General features: G+C 69.2%; 22 protein-coding genes. 13 read left to right on the plus strand and 9 right to left on the minus strand.

From position 1 onward, the window contains the following. Positions 1-161: 161 nt before the first annotated feature. Together OHA61_RS09405 and OHA61_RS09410 are read left to right on the plus strand one after the other, a co-directional pair. Positions 162-479: a hypothetical protein gene (locus OHA61_RS09405; protein ID WP_406302675.1), complete on the plus strand. Its 318-nt coding sequence runs from the start codon at positions 162-164 to the stop codon at positions 477-479. Continuing rightward, positions 436-744, plus strand: a complete 309-nt coding sequence (locus OHA61_RS09410; protein WP_406302677.1) for an antitoxin — start codon at positions 436-438, stop codon at positions 742-744. Before OHA61_RS09405 ends, OHA61_RS09410 begins: the two co-directional genes overlap by 44 nt. Here the strand turns inward: OHA61_RS09410 and OHA61_RS09415 are convergent. Both OHA61_RS09415 and miaB read right to left on the minus strand, forming a co-directional pair. Continuing rightward, the gene (locus tag OHA61_RS09415; protein WP_406302678.1) at positions 720-1424 is read right to left on the minus strand and encodes a class III extradiol dioxygenase subunit B-like domain-containing protein; all 705 of its coding nucleotides are present in this window, start codon (positions 1422-1424) and stop codon (positions 720-722) included. The genes OHA61_RS09410 and OHA61_RS09415 overlap by 25 nt on opposite strands. A 45-nt stretch (positions 1425-1469) precedes the next feature. Continuing rightward, a complete protein-coding gene (miaB, locus tag OHA61_RS09420) occupies positions 1470-2960 on the minus strand; it encodes a tRNA (N6-isopentenyl adenosine(37)-C2)-methylthiotransferase MiaB (protein ID WP_389370018.1) in 1491 nt (496 codons plus the stop codon). 99 nt (positions 2961-3059) lie between these two features. Here miaB and OHA61_RS09425 point away from each other — a divergent pair, with 99 nt between their 5' ends. Continuing rightward, positions 3060-4055: a TAXI family TRAP transporter solute-binding subunit gene (locus OHA61_RS09425; RefSeq protein WP_406302679.1), complete on the plus strand. Its 996-nt coding sequence runs from the start codon at positions 3060-3062 to the stop codon at positions 4053-4055. Here OHA61_RS09425 and OHA61_RS09430 read toward each other — a convergent pair. Continuing rightward, positions 4045-5436, minus strand: coding sequence for an ATP-binding protein (locus OHA61_RS09430; protein WP_406302680.1), 1392 nt, complete (start codon positions 5434-5436; stop codon positions 4045-4047). The two genes, OHA61_RS09425 and OHA61_RS09430, sit on opposite strands and share 11 nt — an antisense overlap. Positions 5437-5451: 15 nt before the next feature. After that, positions 5452-6159 (minus strand): response regulator transcription factor, encoded by a 708-nt coding sequence (locus OHA61_RS09435; RefSeq protein ID WP_324974892.1) that lies wholly within the window; start codon positions 6157-6159, stop codon positions 5452-5454. A gap of 262 nt (positions 6160-6421) precedes the next feature. Here OHA61_RS09435 and OHA61_RS09440 point away from each other — a divergent pair, with 262 nt between their 5' ends. From OHA61_RS09440 to OHA61_RS09475, 8 genes are all read left to right on the plus strand, one after another. Next, on the plus strand, positions 6422-7204 hold the full coding sequence (locus OHA61_RS09440) for an amino acid ABC transporter ATP-binding protein (RefSeq protein ID WP_406302681.1): 783 nt from the start codon (positions 6422-6424) through the stop codon (positions 7202-7204). A 58-nt stretch (positions 7205-7262) separates the two neighbouring features. Then, entirely contained in the window at positions 7263-8093 is an 831-nt protein-coding gene (locus OHA61_RS09445; protein ID WP_406302682.1) for a glutamate ABC transporter substrate-binding protein, read from the plus strand. A 74-nt stretch (positions 8094-8167) separates the two neighbouring features. Further along, entirely contained in the window at positions 8168-8842 is a 675-nt protein-coding gene (locus OHA61_RS09450; protein ID WP_406302683.1) for an amino acid ABC transporter permease, read from the plus strand. Continuing rightward, complete coding sequence (locus tag OHA61_RS09455) at positions 8839-9765, plus strand: amino acid ABC transporter permease (RefSeq protein ID WP_406302684.1); 927 nt, start codon at positions 8839-8841, stop codon at positions 9763-9765. Before OHA61_RS09450 ends, OHA61_RS09455 begins: the two co-directional genes overlap by 4 nt. Positions 9766-10023: 258 nt before the next feature. After that, a complete protein-coding gene (locus OHA61_RS09460; protein WP_406302686.1) occupies positions 10024-11619 on the plus strand; it encodes an FAD-dependent monooxygenase in 1596 nt (531 codons plus the stop codon). A 47-nt stretch (positions 11620-11666) separates the two neighbouring features. Further along, positions 11667-11738 (plus strand): putative leader peptide, encoded by a 72-nt coding sequence (locus tag OHA61_RS09465; RefSeq protein ID WP_309544753.1) that lies wholly within the window; start codon positions 11667-11669, stop codon positions 11736-11738. Between the two features lie 70 nt (positions 11739-11808). Further along, positions 11809-12360, plus strand: a complete 552-nt coding sequence (locus OHA61_RS09470) for a cysteine dioxygenase (protein ID WP_406302687.1) — start codon at positions 11809-11811, stop codon at positions 12358-12360. Continuing rightward, the gene (locus OHA61_RS09475) at positions 12357-12743 is read left to right on the plus strand and encodes a rhodanese-like domain-containing protein (protein ID WP_406302688.1); all 387 of its coding nucleotides are present in this window, start codon (positions 12357-12359) and stop codon (positions 12741-12743) included. The genes OHA61_RS09470 and OHA61_RS09475 overlap by 4 nt, the downstream gene beginning before the upstream one ends. A gap of 116 nt (positions 12744-12859) precedes the next feature. Here OHA61_RS09475 and recX read toward each other — a convergent pair whose 3' ends face one another. From recX to OHA61_RS09495, 4 genes are all read right to left on the minus strand, one after another. Next, positions 12860-13432, minus strand: a complete 573-nt coding sequence (gene recX / locus OHA61_RS09480) for a recombination regulator RecX (protein WP_406302689.1) — start codon at positions 13430-13432, stop codon at positions 12860-12862. Positions 13433-13435: 3 nt separating this feature from the next. Then, positions 13436-14563 (minus strand): recombinase RecA, encoded by a 1128-nt coding sequence (gene recA / locus OHA61_RS09485; protein ID WP_328667659.1) that lies wholly within the window; start codon positions 14561-14563, stop codon positions 13436-13438. A gap of 196 nt (positions 14564-14759) precedes the next feature. After that, positions 14760-15935: an AI-2E family transporter gene (locus OHA61_RS09490; RefSeq protein ID WP_406307305.1), complete on the minus strand. Its 1176-nt coding sequence runs from the start codon at positions 15933-15935 to the stop codon at positions 14760-14762. A 344-nt stretch (positions 15936-16279) separates the two neighbouring features. Beyond that, entirely contained in the window at positions 16280-16474 is a 195-nt protein-coding gene (locus tag OHA61_RS09495; protein WP_406302691.1) for a DUF3046 domain-containing protein, read from the minus strand. A 78-nt stretch (positions 16475-16552) separates the two neighbouring features. Between OHA61_RS09495 and OHA61_RS09500 the strand changes: the two genes are divergently transcribed. Further along, positions 16553-17488, plus strand: coding sequence for a hypothetical protein (locus tag OHA61_RS09500; protein WP_406302692.1), 936 nt, complete (start codon positions 16553-16555; stop codon positions 17486-17488). A gap of 4 nt (positions 17489-17492) precedes the next feature. Here OHA61_RS09500 and OHA61_RS09505 read toward each other — a convergent pair whose 3' ends face one another. Further along, positions 17493-19418 carry a TIR domain-containing protein gene (locus tag OHA61_RS09505; protein ID WP_406302693.1) on the minus strand — a complete coding sequence of 642 codons (1926 nt, stop codon included), beginning with the start codon at positions 19416-19418 and terminating at the stop codon, positions 17493-17495. Positions 19419-19595: 177 nt separating this feature from the next. Between OHA61_RS09505 and OHA61_RS09510 the strand changes: the two genes are divergently transcribed. Then, complete coding sequence (locus OHA61_RS09510) at positions 19596-24242, plus strand: ATP-dependent helicase (protein WP_406302694.1); 4647 nt, start codon at positions 19596-19598, stop codon at positions 24240-24242. Positions 24243-24322 lie beyond the last annotated feature (80 nt).

A 24322-nucleotide genomic window follows, 5' to 3' on the forward strand; every position in this document is an offset into this window, starting at 1 on the left:
GGGCATGTCCCCGAACGAGCGAGGTGACGGCACGGGACAAGGTTCGTTGCCTGTTGCGAGGTTCCGAACGCCGGTTTCTCGACCGGGTGCCCGCGGGCGGCGCAATGGAACGCTCCGGGCGACGCGGAACTTCGTCCACACGAGTAGCCTATGGAGCAGATATGGGTGTTTTTTCACGATTTCGTCGTAAGTCCAGCACGACTGTCGAGGCGTCAACCGAGGAAGCGACCGCCGGGACACTGACGGCCGAGTCCTCGGTCGCTTGCGGTTCCGACGCCGGTACCGAGAAGGCGGGTACCGACAGCGGGTCCGATGCTGGTCCGGATGCGGAGGCGCCGAAGGACGCGGCGGCGAAGGTCACCGAGGCCGAGGAGGCCGTGGTTGTCGAGAACGCGGTCGCCGAGAGCGTGGAGATCCCCAAGCAGCAGTCGGCGGATGAGGCGGCGGACAACGAAGCCGACGAGGGCGCCCGCAAATAGACCCGCACGGTTGGACAAGGCCGCGAGGGCGGTCGACGCCAAGGCCAAGGGCCGGTACAGCAGCAAGATCGAGTCTGGCACCGGCAAGTCCAAGGATGCCCTGGACCGCAGGTCGAAACCGCACACAAGGACGACGGCACCACGCCGCCGCCCGCCTGACACATCAAGCACATCGACGGACGGCCGCGGAACGCGTGTTCCGCGGCCGTCCGCCGTTGCCGTCCTGCCGGTGTCCCTCCGCTACGACCAGGCGGCCACGAAGTAGCCGACGCCATAAGGAGCGTCCTCGTAGAGCAACTGCCCTGCCAGGCCCGCCCCCTCGGCGGCTCCCGCAAGAACCTGCCAGGACGCTCGGCCGGCCGCTTTGAGTTCGTACGCCAGTGCCTCGTCCAGCGCCTTGAGCGCCTCCAGGTCGGCGGCTCCCAGCGCGCGAGCGGCCTGCGCGTCGAAGTCGGCCGCCCGTTCGTCCAGATAGCCGGGCGCCTTCAGCGTGCGGCAGGCGCTGCCGTCGCCCATCACCAGCAGCGCGACACGCCCTGCCCGGGCGCCGAGTTCCCGGCCGACGGCAAGGCAGCGCTCCGGAGAGAGTGGCTCGCCGACGCCGAGGCCCTCCACCGGGGAATCCCACTGGGCTCGGGTCAGCAGCCAGGCTCCGACGGCCAGCGACGGCGGCAGCGGCCGCTCCTGACCCTCGCCCGTTCCCAGCGTCACGTCGATGTCGACACCGAAGCCGTGGAAGGAACCGGTCGCGCCCGCCGGATACGGACCGTCGCTGTGCTGCTCGGCGGGGCCGATCACGACCAGCAGATCGGGACGGGCGGCGGCGAGCACCCCGAGGGCGTCGGAACACGCGGTACGCGCCGCGTCGAGTTCCGGCGCCGCGCCCGCGGCGACGTCGGGCACGAGCAGCGGCGGGCAGGGGCACACGGCGGCGGCGACAAGCATGATCGGCAGCCTAGTGCGTGTTCACGGGTGTCTCACCGACGCCGGTCAGTGGCTGCCGCACCCGGGCGCGGCGGCGGCCGGCAGCGGCTCGGGAACGCCGATCTTCGGCAGCCCCAGCATCACTCCGGCAGGCTTCGCGGCCGCCTCGGCGTTGCGCTTCTCCCAGGCGTCGCCCGCGCGAGTGCGGCGCACGGATGTCGCGGCGCCCTCCGCGAGCAGGTGGTGCGGCGCTGCGTAAGTGATCTCGACGGTCACCACATCGCCGGGGCGCACGTCCTCGTCCGGCTTCGCGAAGTGGACGAGACGGTTGTCGGGCGCACGGCCCGAAAGCCGGTGCGTGGCCCCGTCCTTGCGGCCCTCGCCCTCCGCCACCATGACCTCCAGCGTCCGGCCGACCTGCTTCTTGTTCTCCTCCCAGGAGATCTCCTCCTGGAGGGCGACCAGACGCATGTACCGGTCCTGGACGACCTCCTTCGGGATCTGCCCCTCCATGGTCGCCGCGGGGGTGCCGGGACGCTTGGAGTACTGGAAGGTGAAGGCGTTCGCGAAGCGCGCCTGCCGCACGGTGTGCATGGTCTGCTCGAAGTCCTCCTCGGTCTCGCCGGGGAAGCCCACGATGATGTCCGTGGAGATGGCGGCGTGCGGAATCGCGGCGCGTACCTTCTCGATGATCCCGAGGAATCGCTCCTGCCGGTACGAGCGGCGCATCGCCTTGAGCACGGTGTCCGAGCCGGACTGCAGCGGCATGTGGAGCTGCGGCATGACGTTCGGCGTCTCGGCCATCGCGGCGATCACATCGTCCGTGAAGTCGCGGGGGTGCGGCGAGGTGAAGCGGACCCGCTCCAGGCCCTCGATCTTTCCGCAGGCGCGCAGCAGCTTGCTGAAGGCCTCGCGGTCACCGATGTCGGAGCCGTACGCATTGACGTTCTGGCCGAGCAGGGTGATCTCGCAGACGCCCTCGGCGACGAGCGCCTCGACCTCGGCCAGGATGTCCCCGGGCCTGCGGTCCTTCTCCTTGCCGCGCAGCGCGGGCACGATGCAGAAGGTGCAGGTGTTGTTGCAGCCGACCGAGATGGACACCCACGCGGCATACGCCGACTCACGGCGGGTCGGCAGCGTCGAGGGGAAGGCCTCGAGCGACTCCGCGATCTCGACCTGTGCCTCTTCCTGGATGCGGGCGCGCTCCAGCAGGACCGGCAGCTTGCCGATGTTGTGCGTGCCGAAGACGACGTCGACCCACGGCGCCTTCGTGACGATGGTGTCGCGGTCCTTCTGGGCCAGGCAGCCGCCGACTGCGATCTGCATCCCGGGCCGCTTGGTCTTCATCGGCGCGAGCCTGCCGAGATTGCCGTACAGCTTGTTGTCGGCGTTCTCCCGCACCGCGCAGGTGTTGAAGACGACGACGTCGGCGTCACCGTCGGCGCCCTCGGGCGCGCGGACATAACCCGCGTCCTCCAGGAGGCCCGACAGGCGCTCGGAGTCGTGGACGTTCATCTGGCACCCGTAGGTGCGCACCTCGTAAGTTTTCGCACTCATCGCGCCAACCAGGGTACGGGGTCGCACTGACGCTCCGCCTCGCCCGTCCGCGAGCCTGGGCCTGGCCATCACAGGGAGTGAGCTGGCAGGATCGCGGCCATGTTCCCCGCCCCGTCCCGCATCAGCCGAAGCCGCGCCCTGCAGGCGTCCGCGGCCGCCCTCGTGGTGTTCGGGCTGCTGGCGTGGTGGCTGCTGCCCTTCGGAGAGTCCTCCCCGAAGGGGAAGCTGACTTTCAGCACGGGCGTGCAGAGCGGGGTCTACCAGCGGTACGGCGCTCTGCTCAAGGACGCTCTCGCCCAGGACATGCCGGACGTGAAGATAGATCTGCGCACCAGCGAGGGCTCGCAACAGAATCTCGCGCGCGTGGCCACCGGCGAGGCCGACTTCACCATCGCCACGGCAGACGCGGTCGCCAAGTACAAGCGGGACAGCAAGCCGGGCGCCGACCGGCTGCGCGGCTGCGCCCGGCTGTACGACGACTATGTGCAGCTCGTCGTACCCCGCTCCTCTCAGGTGAAGTCCCCCCGCGATCTGCGCGGCAAGCGGGTGGGTATCGGGCCGGCGAGGTCGGGAGTACGGCTGATCGCCGAGCGGCTGCTCACCGCCTCCGGGATCGATCCGGCGCAAGACATCACCCCGGTCGCGGCCGGGATCGACACCGTGCCCGCACTGCTGGAGGCGGGCGAGCTCGATGCCTTCTTCTGGTCGGGCGGGCTGCCCACGAGCACCATTCAGGAGTTGTCCGAGCGCTTCGAGATCAAGCTCGTTCCGCTCGCGGCCGATCTCGTGGCCAAGCTCCACACCACGGGCGACACCAGCTACTACCGCGCCGCCGTGATGCCCGCCGACGCCTATCTCCAGGCGCAGAGCGGTGTGCCCGTGCCGACGGTGGCGGTGGCGAATCTGCTGGTCACCACCGACCGGATGGATCCGGCGATGACGGAGGGCTTCACCCGTACGGTGATCAAGAGCCGGGACCGGATCGGCAACACCGTGCACCCCGCGCAGCTGGTGGACCTGCGGACCGCCGTCTACACGGATCCGCTGCCACTGCACGAAGGAGCCCGGCGCTACTACCGCTCGGTCAAGCCGTAGGAGACGTACGCGGGACGGTCACGGTCACTCGCAGACCGCAGGGCTCGTGGTGCTCGTATGCGATCGAGCCGCCGCCGGCGGTCAGCAGTGCGCGCGAGATCGACAGGCCCAGACCCGAGCCCTTGATGTTCTGATGGCGGCCGCTGCGCCAGAAGCGGTCGCCGATACGGGCGAGCTCCTCGTCGGTCAGGCCGGGACCGCGGTCGGTGATCACGACCGTCGAGGTCGCTCCGTTGGAGGCGACCGAGACGGTGACCTCCTCGCCGCTCGGGGTGAACTTCAGGGCGTTGTCGATCACCGCGTCCAGGGCGCTGGAGAGCGCGACCGGATCGGCCCAGGCCGTGACCGCTGCGCGGTCTTCGGTCAGGCGGACGCCCTTCTCCTCGGCGAGCGGACGCCAGGCGGCGACCCGTTCCGCCGCCAGTTCACCGATGTCGGTGAGCCGGAGGTCGGCGCAGGCGTGCTCGGCCAGCGCCAGGTCCAGCAGGTCGTCGAGGACCTGGGCCAGGCGCTTGCCCTCGGTGCGGACCGAGGCGATCTCCTCGTTGCCCTCGGGGAGTTCCAGGGCGAGGAGCTCGATGCGCAGCAGGAGTGCGGCGAGGGGATTGCGCAGCTGGTGGGAGGCGTCGGCCACGAACGCCCGTTGTTGTTCCAGCACTTCTTCGACGTTGTCGGCCATCTCGTTGAACGAGCGTGCCAGGCGCCTGAGTTCCGGGGGTCCGCCCGCCGCCGCGACGCGCGAATTCATCTGTCCCGTCGCGATGTCGTGGGTGACCGCGTCCAGGACCCGTACGGGCCGCAGGACCCAGCCGGTGAGGCGGAAGGCGGCGCCGACCGCGACCAGCATCGCCGCGCACTCGCCCGCCGCGATCAGCAGCCAGCCCTTCAGGACGCGTGAACGCAGCTGGGCGGTGGGCGAGTCGGTGAACACGACGGCGACGACGTCCCCGTCCCGTACGACGGGTGAGGCGACGACGAGCCGGGCGCCCCGCTGCCACGGCCAGACCTGCCCCGGGTCTTGGCTGCGCCGGCCCGTGAGCGCTTCCTGGAATGCCTCCCGGTCCTCGCCGCTGCGCGGCCCGTACCAGCCCTCGGGGGCACTCGCGATGTCGTCGCCGTCGCGGTAGAAGACGCCCGCCTTGATGCCGTACGTGTCGTGATAGCGGTCGAGCTGCTCCTGGAGCGTGGAGCGCCGCTCGTCCATTCCCGGGCCTTCGGTGACGAACTGCGCGAGCGCCGCGAAGCGCACCGTGTCGTCGATCCGGTCCACGACGACCCGCTGCTGCTGCGCGGCCGCCACGCTCACCGCGAGCGGGAAACCGAGCGCGAGCAGCACGCCTGCCATGAGGACGATGAGCAGCGGGAGAAGTCGGGTACGCACCGGGGTGTACGGGCCTTACGGGGCCGCGGGCGCGACGAGCCGGTAGCCGACTCCGCGCACGGTCTCGATCAGGGCGGGCATCCGCAGCTTGGAGCGCAGGGACGCCACATGCACCTCGAGGGTGCGGCCGGTCCCTTCCCAACTGGTGCGCCACACCTCGCTGATGATCTGTTCCCGCCGGAAGACGACGCCCGGCCGCTGCGCGAGCAGCGCCAGCAGGTCGAACTCCTTGCGGGTCAGCTGAACCGTCTCCCCGTCGACGCTGACGCGCCGCGTGGGCAGTTCGATGGTGACCTGCCCCAGGCGCAGCGCATCCTCGGACCCGGCCGCGGCGGCGTCGTCACCGCTCGCGGTGCGGCGGCTGACGGCGTGGATGCGGGCCAGCAGTTCCCCGGTGTCGTACGGCTTGGTGACGTAGTCGTCGGCCCCGAGGTTGAGCCCATGGATCCGGGAGCGGACGTCGGCCCGCGCGGTGACCATGATCACAGGCGTGGAGGTGAGCTTCCGGATCTTGCCACACACCTGATAGCCGTCCTGGTCGGGCAGCCCCAGATCGAGGAGCACGACTCCGAACGGCGGTTTTTCGGGATGCGTGGCGGGCAGCACGGCCTGCAGCGCCTCCTCGCCGTTGCGGGCGTGGACGACCTGGAAACCGTGCCTGGCGAGCACCGCGGACAACGCGGCGGCGACATGGTCGTCGTCCTCGACGAGCAGCAGCCTCATGGCCCCCCTACGGTCAAACGGTCATGGATCCGGTCAAGGATGTACCAGGGCATCAAGGCCGATGTTCACCCGGCCAGTCAAGGGGGTTCCCGATACCTGCCCGTTTCCGTTACCCACACGGTACGCCGATCATGACCCTGTTCACGCATAGTGTCCAGGTGCAGCCGGATCGTTATCCTCAATTTCCGCTCAGATGTAATGACACTGGTCGCAAGGCGTGATTAACGTCCTCCCAACCGAGGACGGACGGAGCAAGAAGCCGATGAGCGGAGTTTCAGTGACCAAGGGCGTCGAGGACGCTGTACCCGCGGGCGACCTGGTCGTGCTGAGCAACGTCAACAAGCACTTCGGCGCGCTGCATGTGCTCCAGGACATCGACCTGACGATCGCCCGTGGCGAGGTCGTGGTCGTCATCGGCCCCTCCGGGTCCGGCAAGTCCACGTTGTGCCGCACCATCAACCGCCTGGAGACGATCGACTCCGGCGCGATCTCGATCGACGGCAAGCCGCTGCCCGCCGAGGGCAAGCAGCTCGCCCGGCTGCGCGCCGATGTCGGAATGGTCTTCCAGTCTTTCAACCTCTTCGCACACAAGACCGTGCTGGAGAACGTGATGCTGGGCCAGCTCAAGGTCCGCAAGGCCGACAAGAAGGCCGCCGAGGACAAGGCGCGCTCGCTGCTCGACCGGGTGGGCGTCGGCTCGCAGGCCGACAAGTACCCGGCGCAGCTGTCCGGCGGCCAGCAGCAGCGTGTCGCGATCGCGCGTGCACTGGCAATGGGGCCGAAGGTCATGCTCTTCGACGAGCCGACGTCGGCCCTCGACCCGGAGATGATCAACGAGGTGCTGGAAGTCATGCAGCAGCTCGCCCGTGACGGCATGACGATGGTCGTCGTCACCCATGAGATGGGCTTTGCCCGCTCGGCAGCCAACCGTGTCGTCTTCATGGCGGACGGCCGGATCGTCGAAGAGGCCACCCCGGACGAGTTCTTCAGCAATCCGCGCAGCGACCGTGCTAAGGACTTCCTGTCGAAGATCCTGCACCACTGACGACCGGCGCTCCCGCACAACCGACGACCGGCGAGTTACGACACAAGGGATGTTCATCATGAAGCTGCACAAGGCAAGCGCCGCGGCCGCCGCGGTCCTCGTCCTCTCCCTGACCGCGACCGCCTGTGGTGGTGACAGCGACTCGGGCGACGGTGGCGGCAAGAAGATCACCGTCGGCATCAAGTACGACCAGCCGGGCCTCGGCCTGAAGACGCCGGACGGCAAGTACACCGGCTTCGACGTCGACGTCGCCACGTACATCGCGAAGGAGCTGGGTTACGACGCCAAGGACATCACGTTCAAGCAGGCCCCCAGCGCCGAGCGCGAGAACCTGATCAAGAACGGTGACGTCAAGTTCGTCGCCGCCAGCTACTCGATCAACGACAAGCGCAAGGCGGAAGTCGACTTCGCCGGTCCGTACTTCCTGGCCCACCAGGACCTTCTGGTCCGCGCGGACGACAACTCCATCACCAAGGCCACCGACCTCAACTCCAAGAAGCTGTGCTCGGTGACCGGCTCGACCTCCGCGCAGAACGTTCACGACAAGCTCGCGCCCAAGGCCGACCTGCTGCAGCTCGGTGGCTACTCGGAGTGCATCACCGGCCTCGAGAACAAGTCCGTCGACGCGCTCACCACCGACAACTCCATCCTGGCGGGTTACGCCGCGCAGAAGGAGAACCAGGGCAAGTTCAAGCTGGTGGGCCTCAACCTGAGCGACGAGCACTACGGCATCGGCCTGAAGAAGGGCGACAAGGACCTTCAGACGAAGATCAACGCCGCTCTCAAGAAGATGGTCGACGACGGTTCGTGGGACAAGTTCGTGAAGGCGAACTTCGGCCCGGCCAACTACAAGAACGAGCCTGCCCCGAAGGTCACTGAAGGCAGCTGAGTCAGCAGTGGCGCGCCGTCGGCCCCGGTCGGCGGCGCGTCCCCACCAGCCAACCTGGGAGAGCGCGGGGCAACGTGTTCGACTTTCTTGATTCCGGGCAGTACGACGTGCTCGGGGCCTTCTGGGTGACGGTTCAGCTCACCCTCTACTCCGCCGCCGGGTCCCTGATCTGGGGGACGATCCTGGCGGGCATGCGGGTCAGCCCGGTTCCGCTGATGCGGGGCTTCGGCACCCTCTACATCAACCTCGTCCGCAACACCCCGCTGACGGTGATCATCGTCTCCTGTTCGCTGGTCCTGAACCAGACGCTGGGCTTCGCACTCGGCGGCGATAACTTCAAGGACATCGGCTTCCGGCTGGCCGTCCTCGGATTCATCGCCTACACCGGCTGCTTCGTCTGTGAGGCCATCCGGTCCGGTATCAACACCGTGCCCGTCGGCCAGGCAGAGGCCGCCCGTGCGATGGGGCTGAGCTTCTTCCAGGTGCTGACGCTGATCGTGCTCCCCCAGGCGTTCCGCGCGGTCGTCGCGCCGCTCGCGAACGTGCTCATCGCGCTGACGAAGAACACCACGGTGGCCGCGGCGATCGGTGTGGCGGAAGCTGCGGCTCTGATGAAGACAATGATCGAGAACGAGACCGACGCGCTCTTCGCCGTCTTTGCCCTCTTCGCCCTGGGGTTCATCGTTCTCACCCTCCCGACCGGTCTGCTGCTCGGCTGGGTGGCCAAGCGCGTGGCGGTGAAGCGATGACCTCCGTTCTCTACGACGCCCCCGGCCCAAGCGCCAAGCGGCGGAACATCATCTACACGATCGTGTTCCTCGTCGCGCTCGGTCTTGTCATCTGGTGGGCGCTGTCGGTCATGGCCGACAAGGACCAGCTGACCTCGGAGAAGTGGAGCCCGTTCGTCACGGACTCCCAGGTCTGGACGACCTATCTGCTGCCCGGCCTCTGGCTGACCGTCAAGGCGGCTGCGATCGCCATCGTGATCGCGCTGCCCCTCGGCGGGTTGCTCGGTATCGGCCGGCTCTCCGACCACCGGTGGATCCGCGTTCCGGCGGGTGTCGTGGTCGAGTTCTTCCGTGCCATCCCCGTGCTGATCCTGATGTTCTTCGCCAGCGCCATCTTTGTGCAGTTCACGGACATCGAGTCGGAAGTCCGGCCGATTTACGCTGTGGTGACCGGCCTTGTGCTCTACAACGCCTCGGTCATCGCCGAGATCGTCCGGGCGGGCATCCTCTCGCTGCCCCAGGGCCAGACGGACGCCGCAAAGGCGATCGGCATGCGCAAGGGCCAGGTCCTGTCGTACGTTCTCCTGCCGCAGGCCGTCACGGCGATGCTGCCGGCTCTCGTCAGCCAGCTCGTGGTCATCGTCAAGGACACCGCGCTGGGCGGCGCGCTACTCGGTCTCAACGAGCTGCTGTCGCAGTCCCGCACGATCCCTGCGAACTACGGCGCGAACACCATCGCCACGCTCACCGTGATCGCGCTGATCTTCATCGCGCTCAACTTCCTGCTCACCAGTGTTGCGAGCTGGCTGGAGGGCAGGGCGCGCCGCACCAAGAAGGGCACCGGCGCGGTCCTCGGCGCCGAGGAGGCCGATGAGCTCAACGCGCCCGGCCACACGGCGGGCGACCAGACCGGAGGCGGCATCGCCGGCGGCGGATCGATCTGACGGCACCGGGCCCGGCAGCAGGACACGAGGGGGGCAGCGGCCGTGGCCGCTGCCCCCCTCACCGTATGGCCGCATATCGAGGGGGCACGTCGGCAGGCCGACGCGGCGCTGCGCAGGGGAAGCGTGCGGGCGGAATACCGGCGCCGACCCCCGTCACTTGACGCAAGCACCGGCAATGGGTTGCATACGTTCTGTGATCGCGCACCGGGCTCCCACCTCACCTCTCCGTCTGACCCTTCGGGCCCCAGGAGTCACGCCGTGGACCCGGTGATCATCGTCGGCGCCGGGCCTGTCGGGCTCGCGCTCGCGCTGGCCCTGGCGCAGCAGGACGTGCCCTCCGTCGTACTCGACGAAGGCGCCGGCAAGGACGACACGCGGCCCGCGCGCACCGTCGTGCTGCGGTCCGACACGGCGGCCATGGTGGAACGGCTCGGCTGCAGCACTGTCCGTGACGAAGGCGCCCGCTGGACCGGCTGGCGCTCGATGCGCCGGCGCCAGGACGTGCGGCAGCTTCCGCTCGGCGACGAGGCCGCGCCCGCGCCGCTGCACATCCCCCAGCACGCCCTCACCCGCGGCCTGCGGGACGCCGTCGCCGGACACGGGCTGATCCAACTCGTCACCGACAGCCGCGTCGACTCGCTGGAGCAGGACGCGAGCGGGATCAGCGTGCACACCCGTGGGCCCGCGGCGACATGGTGGCGCGGAAGCCATCTGGTCGGGTGCGACGGCGCGAGGTCGACGGTCCGCAAGCTGCTCGGCATCCGCTTTCCCGGGCGTACGGCGGTGGAACGGCATGCGGTCGCCGCCCTGCGTACCGAACTACCTTGGCCCGACGAGGCGTTGCTGCACCGTCAGCCGCCGTGGCGCACGGGCGGCGATGAGGTCACCGCCCGGCCGCTGCGGGACGGCGTATGGCGGCTTGACTGGCTGCTGGCTCCCCGCGGCGAACTGGTCACCCCCGACTCCCTGGTGGCCCGCCTGCGCGACACCCTGGCGGGCTGGTGCGGCGAGGCACCTGCGTACGAGCTCCTCGACACCGGCGTCTACACCCTTCACCACCGGCTCGCGCGGCGCTGGCGGGTCGACCGGGCCTTCCTCGCGGGCGACGCGGCGCATCTGCTGGGGGCGCTCGGCACTCAGGCGCTCGACGAAGGGCTACGGGACGCGGACAACCTGGCCTGGAAGCTGGCGCACAGCTGGCACCACGGCCCGTCCGAGCCGCTGCTCGACAGTTATCAGGCGGAGCGGCGGGCGGCCGTGGCCTCGCGGCTGCGCGCCGCCGACCAGTCGCTGCCGATACTGCGCGGCGGCAGCGCACTGCGTACGTACCTCCCGGGTGCCGCGCGGGGTCACGACATCCTGCTCACTGACGGCCATCTGGGGTACGGCCCGCTGGGCGCGCCCCCCGTATACACGCACTCCCCCCTGGCGCCCCAGCACGCCCCTTCGCAGACGCTCGTGGGTACCGAGGCGGGTGCGCCTGTCGCGGATGTGCGGGTGACCGCCCCGGACGGGACGAGCGCGCGGCTACGGGACCGGCTGGGGCAGGGGCAGCTGCTGGTGATTCTCGTCGCACCCGGAACGGGGGTGTGGGACCGGCGGCACTGGGTGAGCGCGGGCGTGATGCCGCGCCTGGCGGCGGCGGTCAGCGCGCTGCCGGTACGCGCGGAGCTGCTGGTCGCGGAGGGCTACCCAGGGGCTTCGGCACACACGGTGCTGCTGGTGCGGCCGGACGGGCATCTGGTCGCGTCGTTCGCGGGGGTACGTCCCGCCGAGCTGTACTCGGCGGCGGACGCGGCGCGCGGAGGCGCCCCTTCAGCGGTGCGCAGTGACCGTACTGCGGACATCAATTGACCCTCGAAGGCGCACATGGTGTACTCCGGAGCGTGACTGACACCGATGTGCGCCTGTGGCGGAGGGTCCATATGGACCTCGTCCGCTACGCGGGCTGCGTGTGTCGTCCGTCCTGCTGAATTCGCCTTCCCCGCGCGCTGTGACCCGCTGAGCCGGCGCGCCTTCCCGCGAACTTCCAGGACGGTTTCCGTGTCCCAGCCTGTCTCCGCGCAGCCTGTCTCCCCATCTGTCGCCACCCGTGCCTCGGGCGCGCCGACGGCCGCCGAGCTTCTCGACTTCGTACGGCGCTCGGCCGCCGACCAAGACCTCATCGCCTCGCTCCCCCTCGACCCCGAAGGGCGTACCTGGCTTCGGCTCAAGGGTCCCGGCGGCAGCGAGGCCTGGCTGATCGGCTGGCCCCCGGGCACGGGTACCGGCTGGCACGACCACGCCGAGTCGCACGGGGCGTTCGCCACGGCCGCGGGCGAACTGAAGGAGAACTCCCTCGCCGTACGCCTGCCGGCGAGCGGCTGGAAGACCCTGGAGCTGAACGAAGGGGTCGACCGCGAACGGCAGTTGGGGCCGGGCAGGGGCCGGGCCTTCGGGAAGCATCATGTGCACGAGGTGCTGAACGAGTCGGTCAGCGAGCACGCTGTCTCGGTGCATGCGTACTACCCGCCGCTGCCGCTGATCCGCCGCTTCAGCCGGTCCGGTGCGATGCTGCGTCTTGAGCAGGTCGAGCGTCCGGAGGACTGGCAGTGAGCGAGCAGGTGGGAATCGACGAACTTCTGGAACGGGTTCGCGAGGACCTCGACCGCGTCGGGCCGAAGGATGCCTTCGCGGCGGCCGCGGACGGCGCGCTCCTCGTGGACATCCGGTACGCGGCCCTGCGCGAGCGGGACGGCCTGATCCCGGGCGCGCTGGTCGTCGAGCGCAATGAGCTGGAGTGGCGTCTGGACCCCCGGGGCAGCCACCGCGCACCGGAGGCGGTGAGCCACGATCTGCGGGTCGTCGTGGTCTGCAACGAGGGCTACGCGTCGAGCCTTGCGGCAGCGTCTCTGCGCCAATTGGGCCTGCACCGCGCGACGGACCTGATCGGCGGCTTCCAGGCATGGAAGTCGGCGGGCCTCCCGGTGCAGCGGTGACGGTCCCGGACTGACGGTTTCGCCCGACGAAGGCCGGTAAGGGGGCGGGCAACGGCCAGGCGGGCGGCCGGTGGGAAGCGGTTACCCCGCCCCCGTACCGCGCTCCCGCGACAGCCCTAGATCCCGCCCTCCTCCGGCACGTCCCCCATGTCCTCGCCCTCTTCCTCCAGTGCGCGCTTGACCACCCTGAGGGCCATGCCCTCCGGGTAGCCCTTGCGGGCAAGCATGCCCGCAAGGCGCCGCAGTCGCCGGTCGCGGTCCAGGCCCCGCGTCGAGGCGAGTCTGCGGGCGATCAGCTCGCGCGCCGTCTCCTCCTCCTGATCGGAGTCGAGCTGCCCGACCGCCTCGTCGATCAGGGCGGAGTCCACACCCTTGGTACGCAGCTCCCGCGCAAGCGCGCGCCTGGCCAGACCCCTGCCGTTGTGCCGGGACTCCACCCACGCGTCCGCGAAGGCGGCGTCATTGATCAGTCCGACGTCCTCGAAGCGCGAGAGGACCTCCTCGGCCACCTCCGAGGGGATCTCACGTTTGTGCAGCGCGTCCGCGAGCTGCTTGCGGGTGCGCGGGGTTCCGGTGAGCAGGCGCAGGCAGATCGCCCGCGCCCGCTCTGCGGGGTCCTGGGGCGACAGCTCCTTCTCGGCCCTCGACGAGGAGGTGCTGTCGCCCGGCCATTCGGTTCGCCGGGCCATGGTCTAGCCCTTGGCCGCCGCCGACTTGGCCGACTTGGCCTTGGAAGCGGGCGCGGGCACCGACTTCGCCGGGTCCTCGGCCGGAGCCGCCGCACCGGCGGCATCCGCGCCCGGCTCGGCCGCCAGGGCCTCCGGCCTCACGCCGACGCCCAGCTTCTCCAGGATCTTCTTCTCGATCTCATTGGCGAGATCGGGGTTGTCCTTCAGGAAGTTGCGGGCGTTCTCCTTGCCCTGGCCCAACTGGTCACCCTCGTAGGTGTACCAGGCGCCCGCCTTGCGGACGAAGCCGTGCTCCACGCCCATGTCGATCAGGCCGCCCTCGCGGCTGATGCCCTGGCCGTAGAGGATGTCGAACTCGGCCTGCTTGAAGGGCGGCGCGACCTTGTTCTTCACGACCTTGACGCGGGTGCGGTTGCCGACCGCGTCGGTGCCGTCCTTGAGGGTCTCGATGCGGCGGATGTCGAGCCGCACCGAGGCGTAGAACTTCAGCGCGCGGCCACCGGTCGTGGTCTCCGGCGAGCCGAACATCACGCCGATCTTCTCCCGGAGCTGGTTGATGAAGATCGCGGTGGTCTTCGACTGGTTCAGCGCACTCGTGATCTTCCGGAGCGCCTGGCTCATCAGCCGCGCCTGCAGACCCACGTGTGAGTCGCCCATCTCGCCCTCGATCTCCGCGCGCGGCACGAGGGCCGCGACGGAGTCGATGACGATCAGGTCGAGCGCACCGGAGCGGACGAGCATGTCGACGATCTCGAGTGCCTGCTCGCCGTTGTCCGGCTGGGACAGGATCAGGTTGTCGATGTCGACGCCGAGCTTCTTCGCGTACTCGGGGTCGAGGGCGTGCTCGGCGTCGATGAAGGCCACCGAGCCGCCGAGCTTCTGGGCGTTGGCCACGGCGTGCAGCGTGAGGGTCGTCTTACCGGAGGACTCCGGGCCGTACACCTCCACCACACGGCCGCGCGGAAGGCCGCCGACGCCGAGCGCGACGTCGAGCGCGGTCGACCCGGTGGGGATGACCTCGATGGGCTCGTTCGGCCGCTCGCCGAGGCGCATCACCGCGCCCTTGCCGAATTGCCGTTCAATCTGTGCGAGCGCGGCGTCGAGCGCCTTCTCGCGGTCGGTTCCTGCCATGGGTTCCACCCGATTTGCTTGAGTCGATCGCTTCACGTCAAAGACGCTAACCCCTGCCACTGACAATGCGCCCCGAGGTCCGTCCAGCCTGTGGATAACTCCGGCGAACCGCTGGGAAACCTGGGGCCGGAATCCCATGAGAATGGATGTTCGATTTTGGTGTCAAGCGCACCACGCGAGGCACCGCGGGTGCGCCTCAGGGCCGGTCGTCGGTCCCGGAGGTCCCGGACGCGGCGTCCCCATCATCCCCGGCTTCCCGCTTGTCCCTGCCACGCAGGAGTCCGCGCAGCCGGGCCAGCGCCTGACCCCCGCCACTTCGCCGGTGGCCATGGACGCGGGGGTCGTCGGTCACGGCGTACCGCTTCACATAGGCACCCAGGAACGCCTGCAGAGTGGCCACCGCCGGAATCGCGATCAGCGCGCCGACCGCGCCCAGCAGCGCCGTTCCCGCGACCACCGAGCCGAAGGCCACCGCGGGATGGATGTCGACCGTCTTGGAGGTGAGCTTGGGCTGCAGCACATAGTTCTCGAACTGCTGATAGATCACGACGAATCCGAGCACCCACAGCGCGTACCAGGGGTTGATCGTGAACGCGATCAGCATGGGCAGCGCGCCCGCCAGATACGTACCGATGGTCGGAATGAACTGGGAGACCAGCCCGACCCAGACGGCGAGCGCCGGGGCGTACGGCACGCCCAGGATCTCCAGCAGGATGTAGTGCGCGACACCTGAGATCAGCGCCATCAGGCCGCGCGAGTAGAGGTAGCCGCCCGTCTTGTCGACGGCGATCTCCCAGGCGCGCAGCACCTCGGTCTGCTTGGCGGGCGGCAGCAGAGAGCACAGCGTGCGGCGCAGCCGGGGCCCGTCGGCCGCGAAGTAGAACGAGAACAGGAAGATCGTCAGCAGTTTGAAGAGTCCGCCGAGGACGGTGGCGGAGATGTCCAGTACACCGCTCGCGCTGTTCTGGACGTACTTCCGCAGCCAGTCCGAGCGCAGCAGGCTCTCCTGGATCTCAACGCGCGAGAGCTCGGTACGGAAGGTGTCGTTGATCCAGCGGATCACCGAGTCGAGGTACTTGGGAAAGCCCTCGACCATGTCGACGATCTGGCCGGCCAGCATCGAGCCCAGGAGGAAGACGAAGCCTGCGGCCGCGATGAAGACCGCGAAGAAGACGATGAAGGTGGCGAGGCCGCGGCGCATTCCGCGCGCCGACATTCTGCCCACCGCCGGCTCGATCGCGAGCGCCAGGAAGAAGGCGATCAGGATGTTGATCAGCAGCCCGATGAGCTGGTGGAAGGCCCAACTGCCCAGCTGGAAGCAGGCGTAGAGCGCCAGCGCGAGCACCATGGCGCGCGGCAGCCACCGGGGCATGCGGACCGGCCCGAGACCTCCGGCTCCGGGCGCAGGTGGCGGCGGGTTCGGCGGGGGCGCGTCGTGAGCGGGGGTGTCCGAAGCGGTCGTGTGCTGAGCGCTCGGGTCCGAAGCGCGCGCGTCTCCAGCGCTCGCATCCGAAGCGTTCGTGTCCTGCGCGCTGGTGTCCTGAGCGGCGGTGTCCTCGGCGGTCACATGCGGCTCGGCCACGTCCTGCTCGGTCTTGTCGGTCTGGGCCACCCGGTCAGTGTCGCCTACGGGTCCCGCTACCGGTCCCCCCGGTCTCCGACCGATCCCCGGCCCCGGAGCTGAACGCCCCTCCCGCCCTCAGCCCCCTGCCGGGGTCACTGCTTCTCGGCAGGGACCCCGACCGCCGCGCAGACCCCGCGCCACACGTCCTTGGCCTCCCAGCCGGCAGCCAGGGCCTCGTACACCGTACGACCCCCGAGCTCGGCCATCACATGGTCGCGCGCGAAGGAGTCCGCGTAGGCCTGACCGAAGTGATCAGCCATGCGCTCCCAGAAAATCGTCAACCGCATGAAGCCAGTATCCCGCCCCTGGGGTGCAGCTTTGGCCGTCCCGCGTGCCGAAAGCCCTTTCCGCCCTACGGTCGGAACATGGCTGGAACCGGAGCAACCCCCGCGCCCTCACTCGCGTCACCGCTCGCCCGGGCAGAGCACTTCATCTGGCTGACCGCCCGCGTGCTGGAACAGCGGAGGTTCGCCTACCACTTTCTCGGCGGTGACTCGGACACCGTGGAAACCGCATTGGCCGCGTATCTCAATGAGGACGGCGGCTACGGCCACGCTCTCGAACCCGATCTGCGCGGCCCGGTCAGCCAGCCGCTGCACACCGCGCATGCCCTGCGCATCCTCGACTCCATCGGACGCTGCAGCGGACTGCGCGTGGAGCGGATGTGCCGCTACCTCACCGAGGTGTCGACGTCCGACGGCGCGCTGCCCGCGATCCACCCCTCGCAGCGGGGATATCCGGCCGCGCCCTTCATCCCGATCGTCGACAATCCCCCGAGCGAACTGCTCGCGACGGGTCCGGTGGTCGGGCTGCTGCACCGTAATCAGGTGTGGCACGCATGGCTGTTCCGCGCCACGGACTTCTGCTGGGCCGCGGTCGACGGTCTCGACAAGTCGCATCCGTACGAGGTCGAGGCAGCGGTGGCCTTCCTCGACGGGGTGCCGGACCGCTCACGCGCCGAAGCCGCGGCGGACCGGCTGGGGCGACTGGTGCGCGAGCAGCACCTTGCGGTGCTCGACCCGGGACGGCTCGAGGACTATCCGGTCTCACCCGGCTACGCGCCGGGTGAGCACCACTTCCCGTACCACTACGCCCGTACGCCGCAATCGCTCGCCCGCCGCTGGTTCACGGACGAGGAGATGACGCGCGCTCTGGAGCATCTGGCGAGCGAGCAGCGCGAGGACGGCGGCTGGCCGATCAGTTGGCGCCAGTGGGCGCCGGGCACGGCTCTGGAGGCACGGCCGATCGTGACGATCGAGGCGCTGCGGACGCTGCGCGCACACGGCCACGCCATTGACTGACGTCTCAGTCGAGCCACAGCTCGTACACGTAGATGCCACCCACGGAGTCGTCGTCCAGAGGGCCGATCTTCTTCGCCCGGAACTTCAGTCCCTGCTCTTTGAGGATCTGCTCGTACAGCGAACGTGACAGCTTGAAATCACCCTGCTTGGCCAAGCCGGATTCGAGTGCGGCGGATTCCAGCTTGATCAGCTCCCGGTGCGCGCGGGCCTGTTCCTCCTCGCCCCGGCTCTCATGCTCGGCAGCACGGGCAGCGGCAAATTCGATGATGTGACCGTGGTATCCGCGCAGGGCGGCCTGCCAGGCTTCGTCGTCGTTCGGGTCGTACTCCGGCAGGAACTCGTCGCCGATGATGATCCGGCCGCCGGGCGCAAGGTTGTTCTTGATGTTCTCGAAGTAGCGGCTCTTGTCCTCCAGCTTGATGTGGTGATCCGCGAAGGAGGAGAAGATGAACTGGAAACGCCCGTCGTCGCCGCCCTCCCGGTAGGTGCGACTGTCCGCATTCACCGCGACCGCGTTGGACTGGGCCCGAAGATTGCGCTCGAGTTTATTGCTGCACGCGAAGTCGATCTCGACCGCGACGCATTCGACGTCGGGTTCATTCGCGAGACGGCGGGTGAAAATCCCCGTTCCGGCACCGAGCTCCAGCGCCTGACAACGCTCATGATCACGTGAGTACCTACGGCCGCGCCGCGCGCGGAAGACGGCCAGCATTTCGGCCATCATCTCGACATAATAGGCATGCCGTTCTTCGAACTCGTCATAGTCGTCGATCGCGATGTACAGCGACATCTCTGCCGTTTTGAGCATGAGCGGTGAGAGCTTCCAGTCTTCGAAGATCTGCTTACTTGCAGCCACAACTTTCCCTCGATCATCCGGGGCGATCGGGCGCGCCACGGCAACAATCCTATCCAATGCGCGTTCATGATCGATGACTTCGTCGACATCGGCGGAAAAACGTATTACCTTTTCCCCCACCGGGCCGGCATAGCTGCCGAGAACTCGGTCACCGTCCGCCTCGATGATCGAAAAATCCCTGCCGAAGGCGCTGAACTTTGCCACCAAGTGTTCATAGCTGATGGCATACACCCGATAGATGGCGGCATAGTACGTCAGCGTCTCGAACATTCGATGAAAATCGCCGGACGAAGTAAATGCGAATACTCGAACGCTTTCAGGCTGAGCGCTTTCGTTGATGACCCTCCCGACGCCCTGCTGCCAGAATAATTCCTCTTGGTCCACCAACGCCAACGCCTTGACGCGAGCCCGCAGGACATTCTGCGCAGAAATCAGATAGAACGGATATTGGGTGGCCGGCACCATATACTGCGAACCGGTCCCGATCGACTGGAGCTGACTTCCCATTTCACGCAACGACTGGCTGACGATGTGCTGAAAACATCTGTTGCTCTGGAAGTCGAGGTTCGCGCGAATCTGCTGAGCCGTGCTCTGCACCTCCTCAAGCCCCTCGGTGAACTCCTGAGGGGCGGGCGGCAGAAAGTTCAGCGTTTTGATCAAGTCGCCCCAAGGAGCCGAATGCCGACGGAAATCAAACCCGTGCAGCTGATCGAGCCGGGACGGGCGAGATGTCACCTCGAAGCGCAGCGGGAAAACCGGGACACCGACCCCCAGGGCATAAGCCCATTCCGATGCCACTTCCTCGGAAGTGCGCGCCGACTCGGTCAGGATCACAAGAATTGCCTGCGAAGACCTGATCAGCCGGAACAGTTCGGTGCGCCATTCCTGGCCGGCCTGCAGAGCATCCTGGTCCACGACAACGTCGAACCGAGCCGACCTCAACTGCCGAATGACTCGCTCCGCGTATAATTTATCGGCATGACTGTACGAGATGAAGACCCGACCCATCGCCCCTCCAAGCCTGCATACCCAGCACCATAACTTTAGCAAGATCCAATATCTTTCTGGAAGCATTGAGAATTAAACCGGCTCCGATGCTCAAATGGCCGACCGCGTGGCTGGGGGTTCGGTCGTTGCATTCCATGCCAAAAGGGACAGGAGTCTCGTCCCGTCGCGGCTGTGACGCCTGATTTCACAGCGCCAGGGTTGCGGGAGCCCGCGTTGTCAGTGGTGCGGTGCACGATGGGGGGCATGACGGCTTCAGCGCTCGACGCCTTCTCCCCCGCGACCCGGAGCTGGTTCATGGGAGCCTTCAGCGCGCCCACCGCCGCGCAGGAGGGTGCCTGGCGGGCCATCGGCGAGGGCTCGGACGTGCTGGTGGTCGCCCCGACGGGCTCCGGCAAGACCCTGGCCGCATTCCTCGCGGCCCTGGACCGTCTCGCGTCCACGCCCCATCCCGCGGACCCGAAGATGCGCTGCCGTGTGCTGTACGTGTCTCCGCTCAAGGCTCTCGCCGTCGATGTGGAGCGCAATCTCCGTAGTCCGCTGACCGGGATTCGCCATGAGTCCGCGCGGCTGGGTCTGCCCGAGCCGGATGTACGGGTCGGCATCCGCTCGGGCGACACCCCGGCCGCCGAGCGGCGGTCGCTGGCCACCAAGCCGCCGGACATTCTGATCACGACACCCGAGTCGCTGTTTCTGATGCTCACCTCCTCGGCGCGGGACGCGCTGTCGGGCATCGAGACGGTGATCCTGGACGAAGTGCACGCCGTCGCTGGGACGAAGCGGGGCGCGCATCTCTCCGTATCTCTGGAGCGGCTCGACGAGCTGTTGCCGCGCCCTGCCCGGCGGATCGGGCTGTCGGCGACGGTGCGCCCGGTCGACGAGGTGGCGCGCTATCTGTCGCCGCAGCGCAAGGTGGAGATCGTCCAGCCGCCCTCGGGCAAGGAGTTCGACCTCTCGGTGGTCGTACCGGTGGAGGATCTGGGCGAGCTGGGCGGCTCCCCCGCGTCCGAGTCGGGCAATGGCGAGAAGCCCTCGATCTGGCCGCATGTCGAGGAGAAGATCGCCGACCTGGTCCAGGCGCACCGCTCCACGATCGTCTTCGCCAACTCCCGCCGCCTGGCGGAGCGACTGTGCAATCGCCTCAACGAGATCGCGTACGAACGGGCCACCGGAACTGTGTTCGATTCGCGCGGCTCCGCCACGACCGTGCCCGAGGGGCCGCCACCGGCCGAGATCATGGCGCAGTCCGGAGCCGCGCACGGAGCACCACCGCTCCTCGCCCGCGCCCACCACGGCTCGGTCTCCAAGGAGCAGCGCGCCCTGGTCGAGGAGGACCTGAAGGCGGGCCGGCTGCCCGCAGTCGTGGCCACTTCCAGCCTGGAGCTGGGCATCGACATGGGCTCGGTGGACCTGGTGGTCCAGGTCGAGTCGCCCCCGTCCGTCGCTTCCGGCCTGCAGCGGGTCGGCCGCGCGGGGCACCAGGTGGGCGCGGTATCCACAGGTGTCGTCTTCCCCAAGTACCGCGGCGATCTGGTGCAGTCGGCCGTCGTGACCGAGCGGATGCGCAGCGGCTCCATCGAGGCGCTGCGCATCCCGTCCAACCCGCTCGACGTGCTGGCCCAGCAGCTGGTCGCGATGGTCGCCCTGGACACCTGGCAGGTGGACGATCTGCTGGCGCTGGCACGCCGGGCCGCGCCCTTCGCCTCGCTGCCGGAGTCGGCCTTCACCGCCGTCCTGGACATGCTCGCCGGGCGCTATCCCTCCGACGCCTTCGCCGAGCTGCGCCCACGCGTGGTGTGGGACCGCGTCGCCGGTACGGTCACGGGCCGGCCGGGAGCGCAGCGGCTCGCGGTCACCTCGGGCGGCACCATTCCCGACCGCGGACTGTTCGGCGTCTTCCTCGCCGGCGCAGATCCCAAGAAGGGCGGCGGCAGGGTCGGCGAGCTCGACGAGGAGATGGTGTACGAGTCCCGGGTGGGCGATGTCTTCACTCTCGGCACGACCTCCTGGCGGATCGAGGACATCACCCGCGACCGGGTGCTGGTCTCCCCCGCCCCCGGTGTTCCCGGCCGGCTCCCCTTCTGGAAGGGCGACCAGCTGGGCCGCCCGCTCGAACTGGGCCGTGCGGTGGGCGCGTTCCTGCGCGAGGTGGGCGGGCTGACTCCCGAGGACGCCCGGCTGCGTCTGCTGGCCGCAGGCCTGGACGCCTGGGCGGCCGACAATGTCCTCGCCTATCTCGACGAGCAGCGCCGCGCCTGCGGCCATGTCCCCGACGACCGGACGATCCTGGTCGAGCGCTTCCGCGACGAGCTCGGCGACTGGCGGGTCGTGATCCACTCCCCCTTCGGCGCGCAGGTGCACGCCCCTTGGGCGCTGGCGCTCGGCGCCCGTCTGGCCGAGCGGTACGGAATGGACGCGCAGGTCATGCACGCCGACGACGGCATCGTGCTGCGCCTGCCCGACGCCGATCTGATGGGCCTTGACCTGCTCGACCAGGACCCGGTCCATCTCGACACGACGTACGACAGCGAGCAGGCTCCGGTCGGCGCGGCGGACGCCGTCTTCGACAAGGGCGAGATCAATCAGATCGTCACCGACCAAGTGGGCGGCTCGGCGCTCTTCGCCTCCCGCTTCCGCGAGTGCGCCGCGCGTGCGCTGCTGCTGCCTCGGCGCAATCCCGGCAAGCGGACGCCGCTGTGGCAGCAGCGCCAGCGCGCTGCCCAACTGCTCCAGGTGGCGAGCGAGTTCGGCTCCTTCCCGATCGTCCTCGAAGCGGTCCGTGAGTGCCTGCAGGACGTCTTCGACGTACCGGGGCTGACCGAGCTGATGGGCGACATCGAGTCCCGCCGGGTCCGCCTCGTCGAGGTCACGACACCCGAGCCTTCGCCCTTCGCCCGCTCGCTGCTGTTCGGTTACGTCGCCCAGTTCCTGTACGAGGGCGACTCGCCGCTCGCCGAGCGGCGGGCCGCGGCCCTCTCCCTGGACTCGAGGCTCCTCGCCGAGTTGCTCGGCCAGGCCGAACTGCGCGAGCTGCTCGACCCCGAAGTGCTGACCGAGCTGGAACGCGAACTGCAGTGGCTCACCGAGGACCGCCGGATCAAGGACGCGGAGGGCGTCGCCGACCTGCTGCGGATCCTCGGCCCGCTGACGGACGCGGAGTTGACGGAGCGCGGCGGGGACGAGCGCTGGCCCCGGGATCTGGCCGCATCGCGCCGGGCCATCCAGGTGCGGATCGCGGGCGCGGACCACTGGGCGGCGATCGAGGACGCGGGCCGGCTCCGGGACGCCCTGGGAACAGCGTTGCCGGTGGGCGTTCCGGAGGCCTTCACAGAGCCGGTCAAGGATCCGCTCGGCGACCTGCTGGCCCGGTTCGCGCGTACGCACGGTCCCTTCACCTCGACCCAGGCGGCGGCCCGCTTCGGCCTCGGCGCGGCGGTCACCGACGGCGCGCTGCACCGGCTCGCCGCGGGCGGACGGGTCGTCCAGGGAGAGTTCCACCCCTCGGGCATCGGCCAGGAGTGGTGCGACGCGGCCGTGCTGCGCAGGCTGCGCCGCCGTTCCTTGGCCGCGCTGCGCCAGGAACTCGAGCCGGTCCCGCCCGCCGCCCTCGCCACGTTCCTTCCGCAGTGGCAGCACCTGGGCAGCAACAGCCTGCGCGGTATCGACGGACTAGCCCGCGCGATCGAGCAGCTCCAGGGGGCCGCGGTCCCGGCCTCGGCGCTGGAGAAGCTGATCCTCCCGTCGCGCGTCTCCGGTTATGCCCCCGGCCAGCTGGACGAACTGACCACGACGGGCGAGGTCATCTGGGCGGGAGCTGGCTCCCTCCCGGGCAAGGACGGCTGGATCTCCCTCTATCTCGCCGACGCCGCCCCGCTGCTCCTCCCCCAGCCCCACCCGCTGGAACTCAGTGCGCTCCACGAGTCGGTGCTCAGCGCCCTCGCCCCCGGGTACGGACTGTTCTTCCGCCAGATCGCCGACCAGATCCGGGCCACCACCCACCCCGACGCCACCGACCCCGAACTGGCCGACGCCGTCTGGGACCTTGCCTGGTCGGGACGGCTCACCAACGACAGTCTGGCGCCGCTCCGTTCGCTGCTCGGCTCGGGCCGCACCGCCGGGTCCACGGCCCATCGCGCCAGACGTGCCGTGCCCCGCGGTCGCTACGGCAGCCTCACGGCCGCGGCTCGCCCCGCTTCCCGCACCGGCCCGCCGACGGTCAGCGGCCGCTGGTCACTGCTCCCGGGCGCGGAGCCAGACCCCACCCATCGCGCGCACGCGATCGCCCGCACGCTCCTCGACCGCCACGGCGTGGTGACCCGGGGGGCGGTGGCCGCGGAGGGTGTGGAGGGTGGCTTCTCCGCGACGTACCGCATCCTCTCCGCCTTCGAGGACAGCGGTCAGGCACGGCGCGGCTATGTCGTGGAGGGGCTGGGCGCTGCCCAGTTCGCGATGGACGGCGCGGTCGACCGCCTCCGGGCGGCGGCCACGGCCCGGGACCGGGCCGATGCGCAGACGGCACCGCAGGCCGTGGTGCTGGCCGCCGCCGACCCGGCCAATGCGTACGGCGCTGCGCTGCCCTGGCCGGAGCCGCCGACCGGCGCCGGCCACAAGCCAGGCCGAAAGGCGGGCTCCCTGGTGGTCCTGGTCGACGGCGAGCTGACTCTGTACATGGAACGCGGCGGCAAGACGCTGCTGGCCTGGGCCACGGACCCGGACTCGCCTGTCCTCCACACGGCGGCGGGGGCGCTCGCTCAGGCGGCTCGCGCAGGGGCGTTGGGGACGGTGACGGTCGAGCGGACGAACGGTATACCGGCGCTGACGTCGCCGCTGGGCCGAGCGCTGGAGACGGCGGGGTTCCACGCGACGCCGAGGGGACTGCGACTGCGGCCCTGACGCGGGGTGCGGTGGGGTGCGCCTCGGCGGGCCTTATCCCCTACCCGCCCCTACCCGGACTGGGGCAAGCCCCAGACCCC

It is taken from the genome of Streptomyces sp. NBC_00885 (assembly GCF_045207475.1).
Lineage (GTDB): Bacteria > Actinomycetota > Actinomycetes > Streptomycetales > Streptomycetaceae > Streptomyces.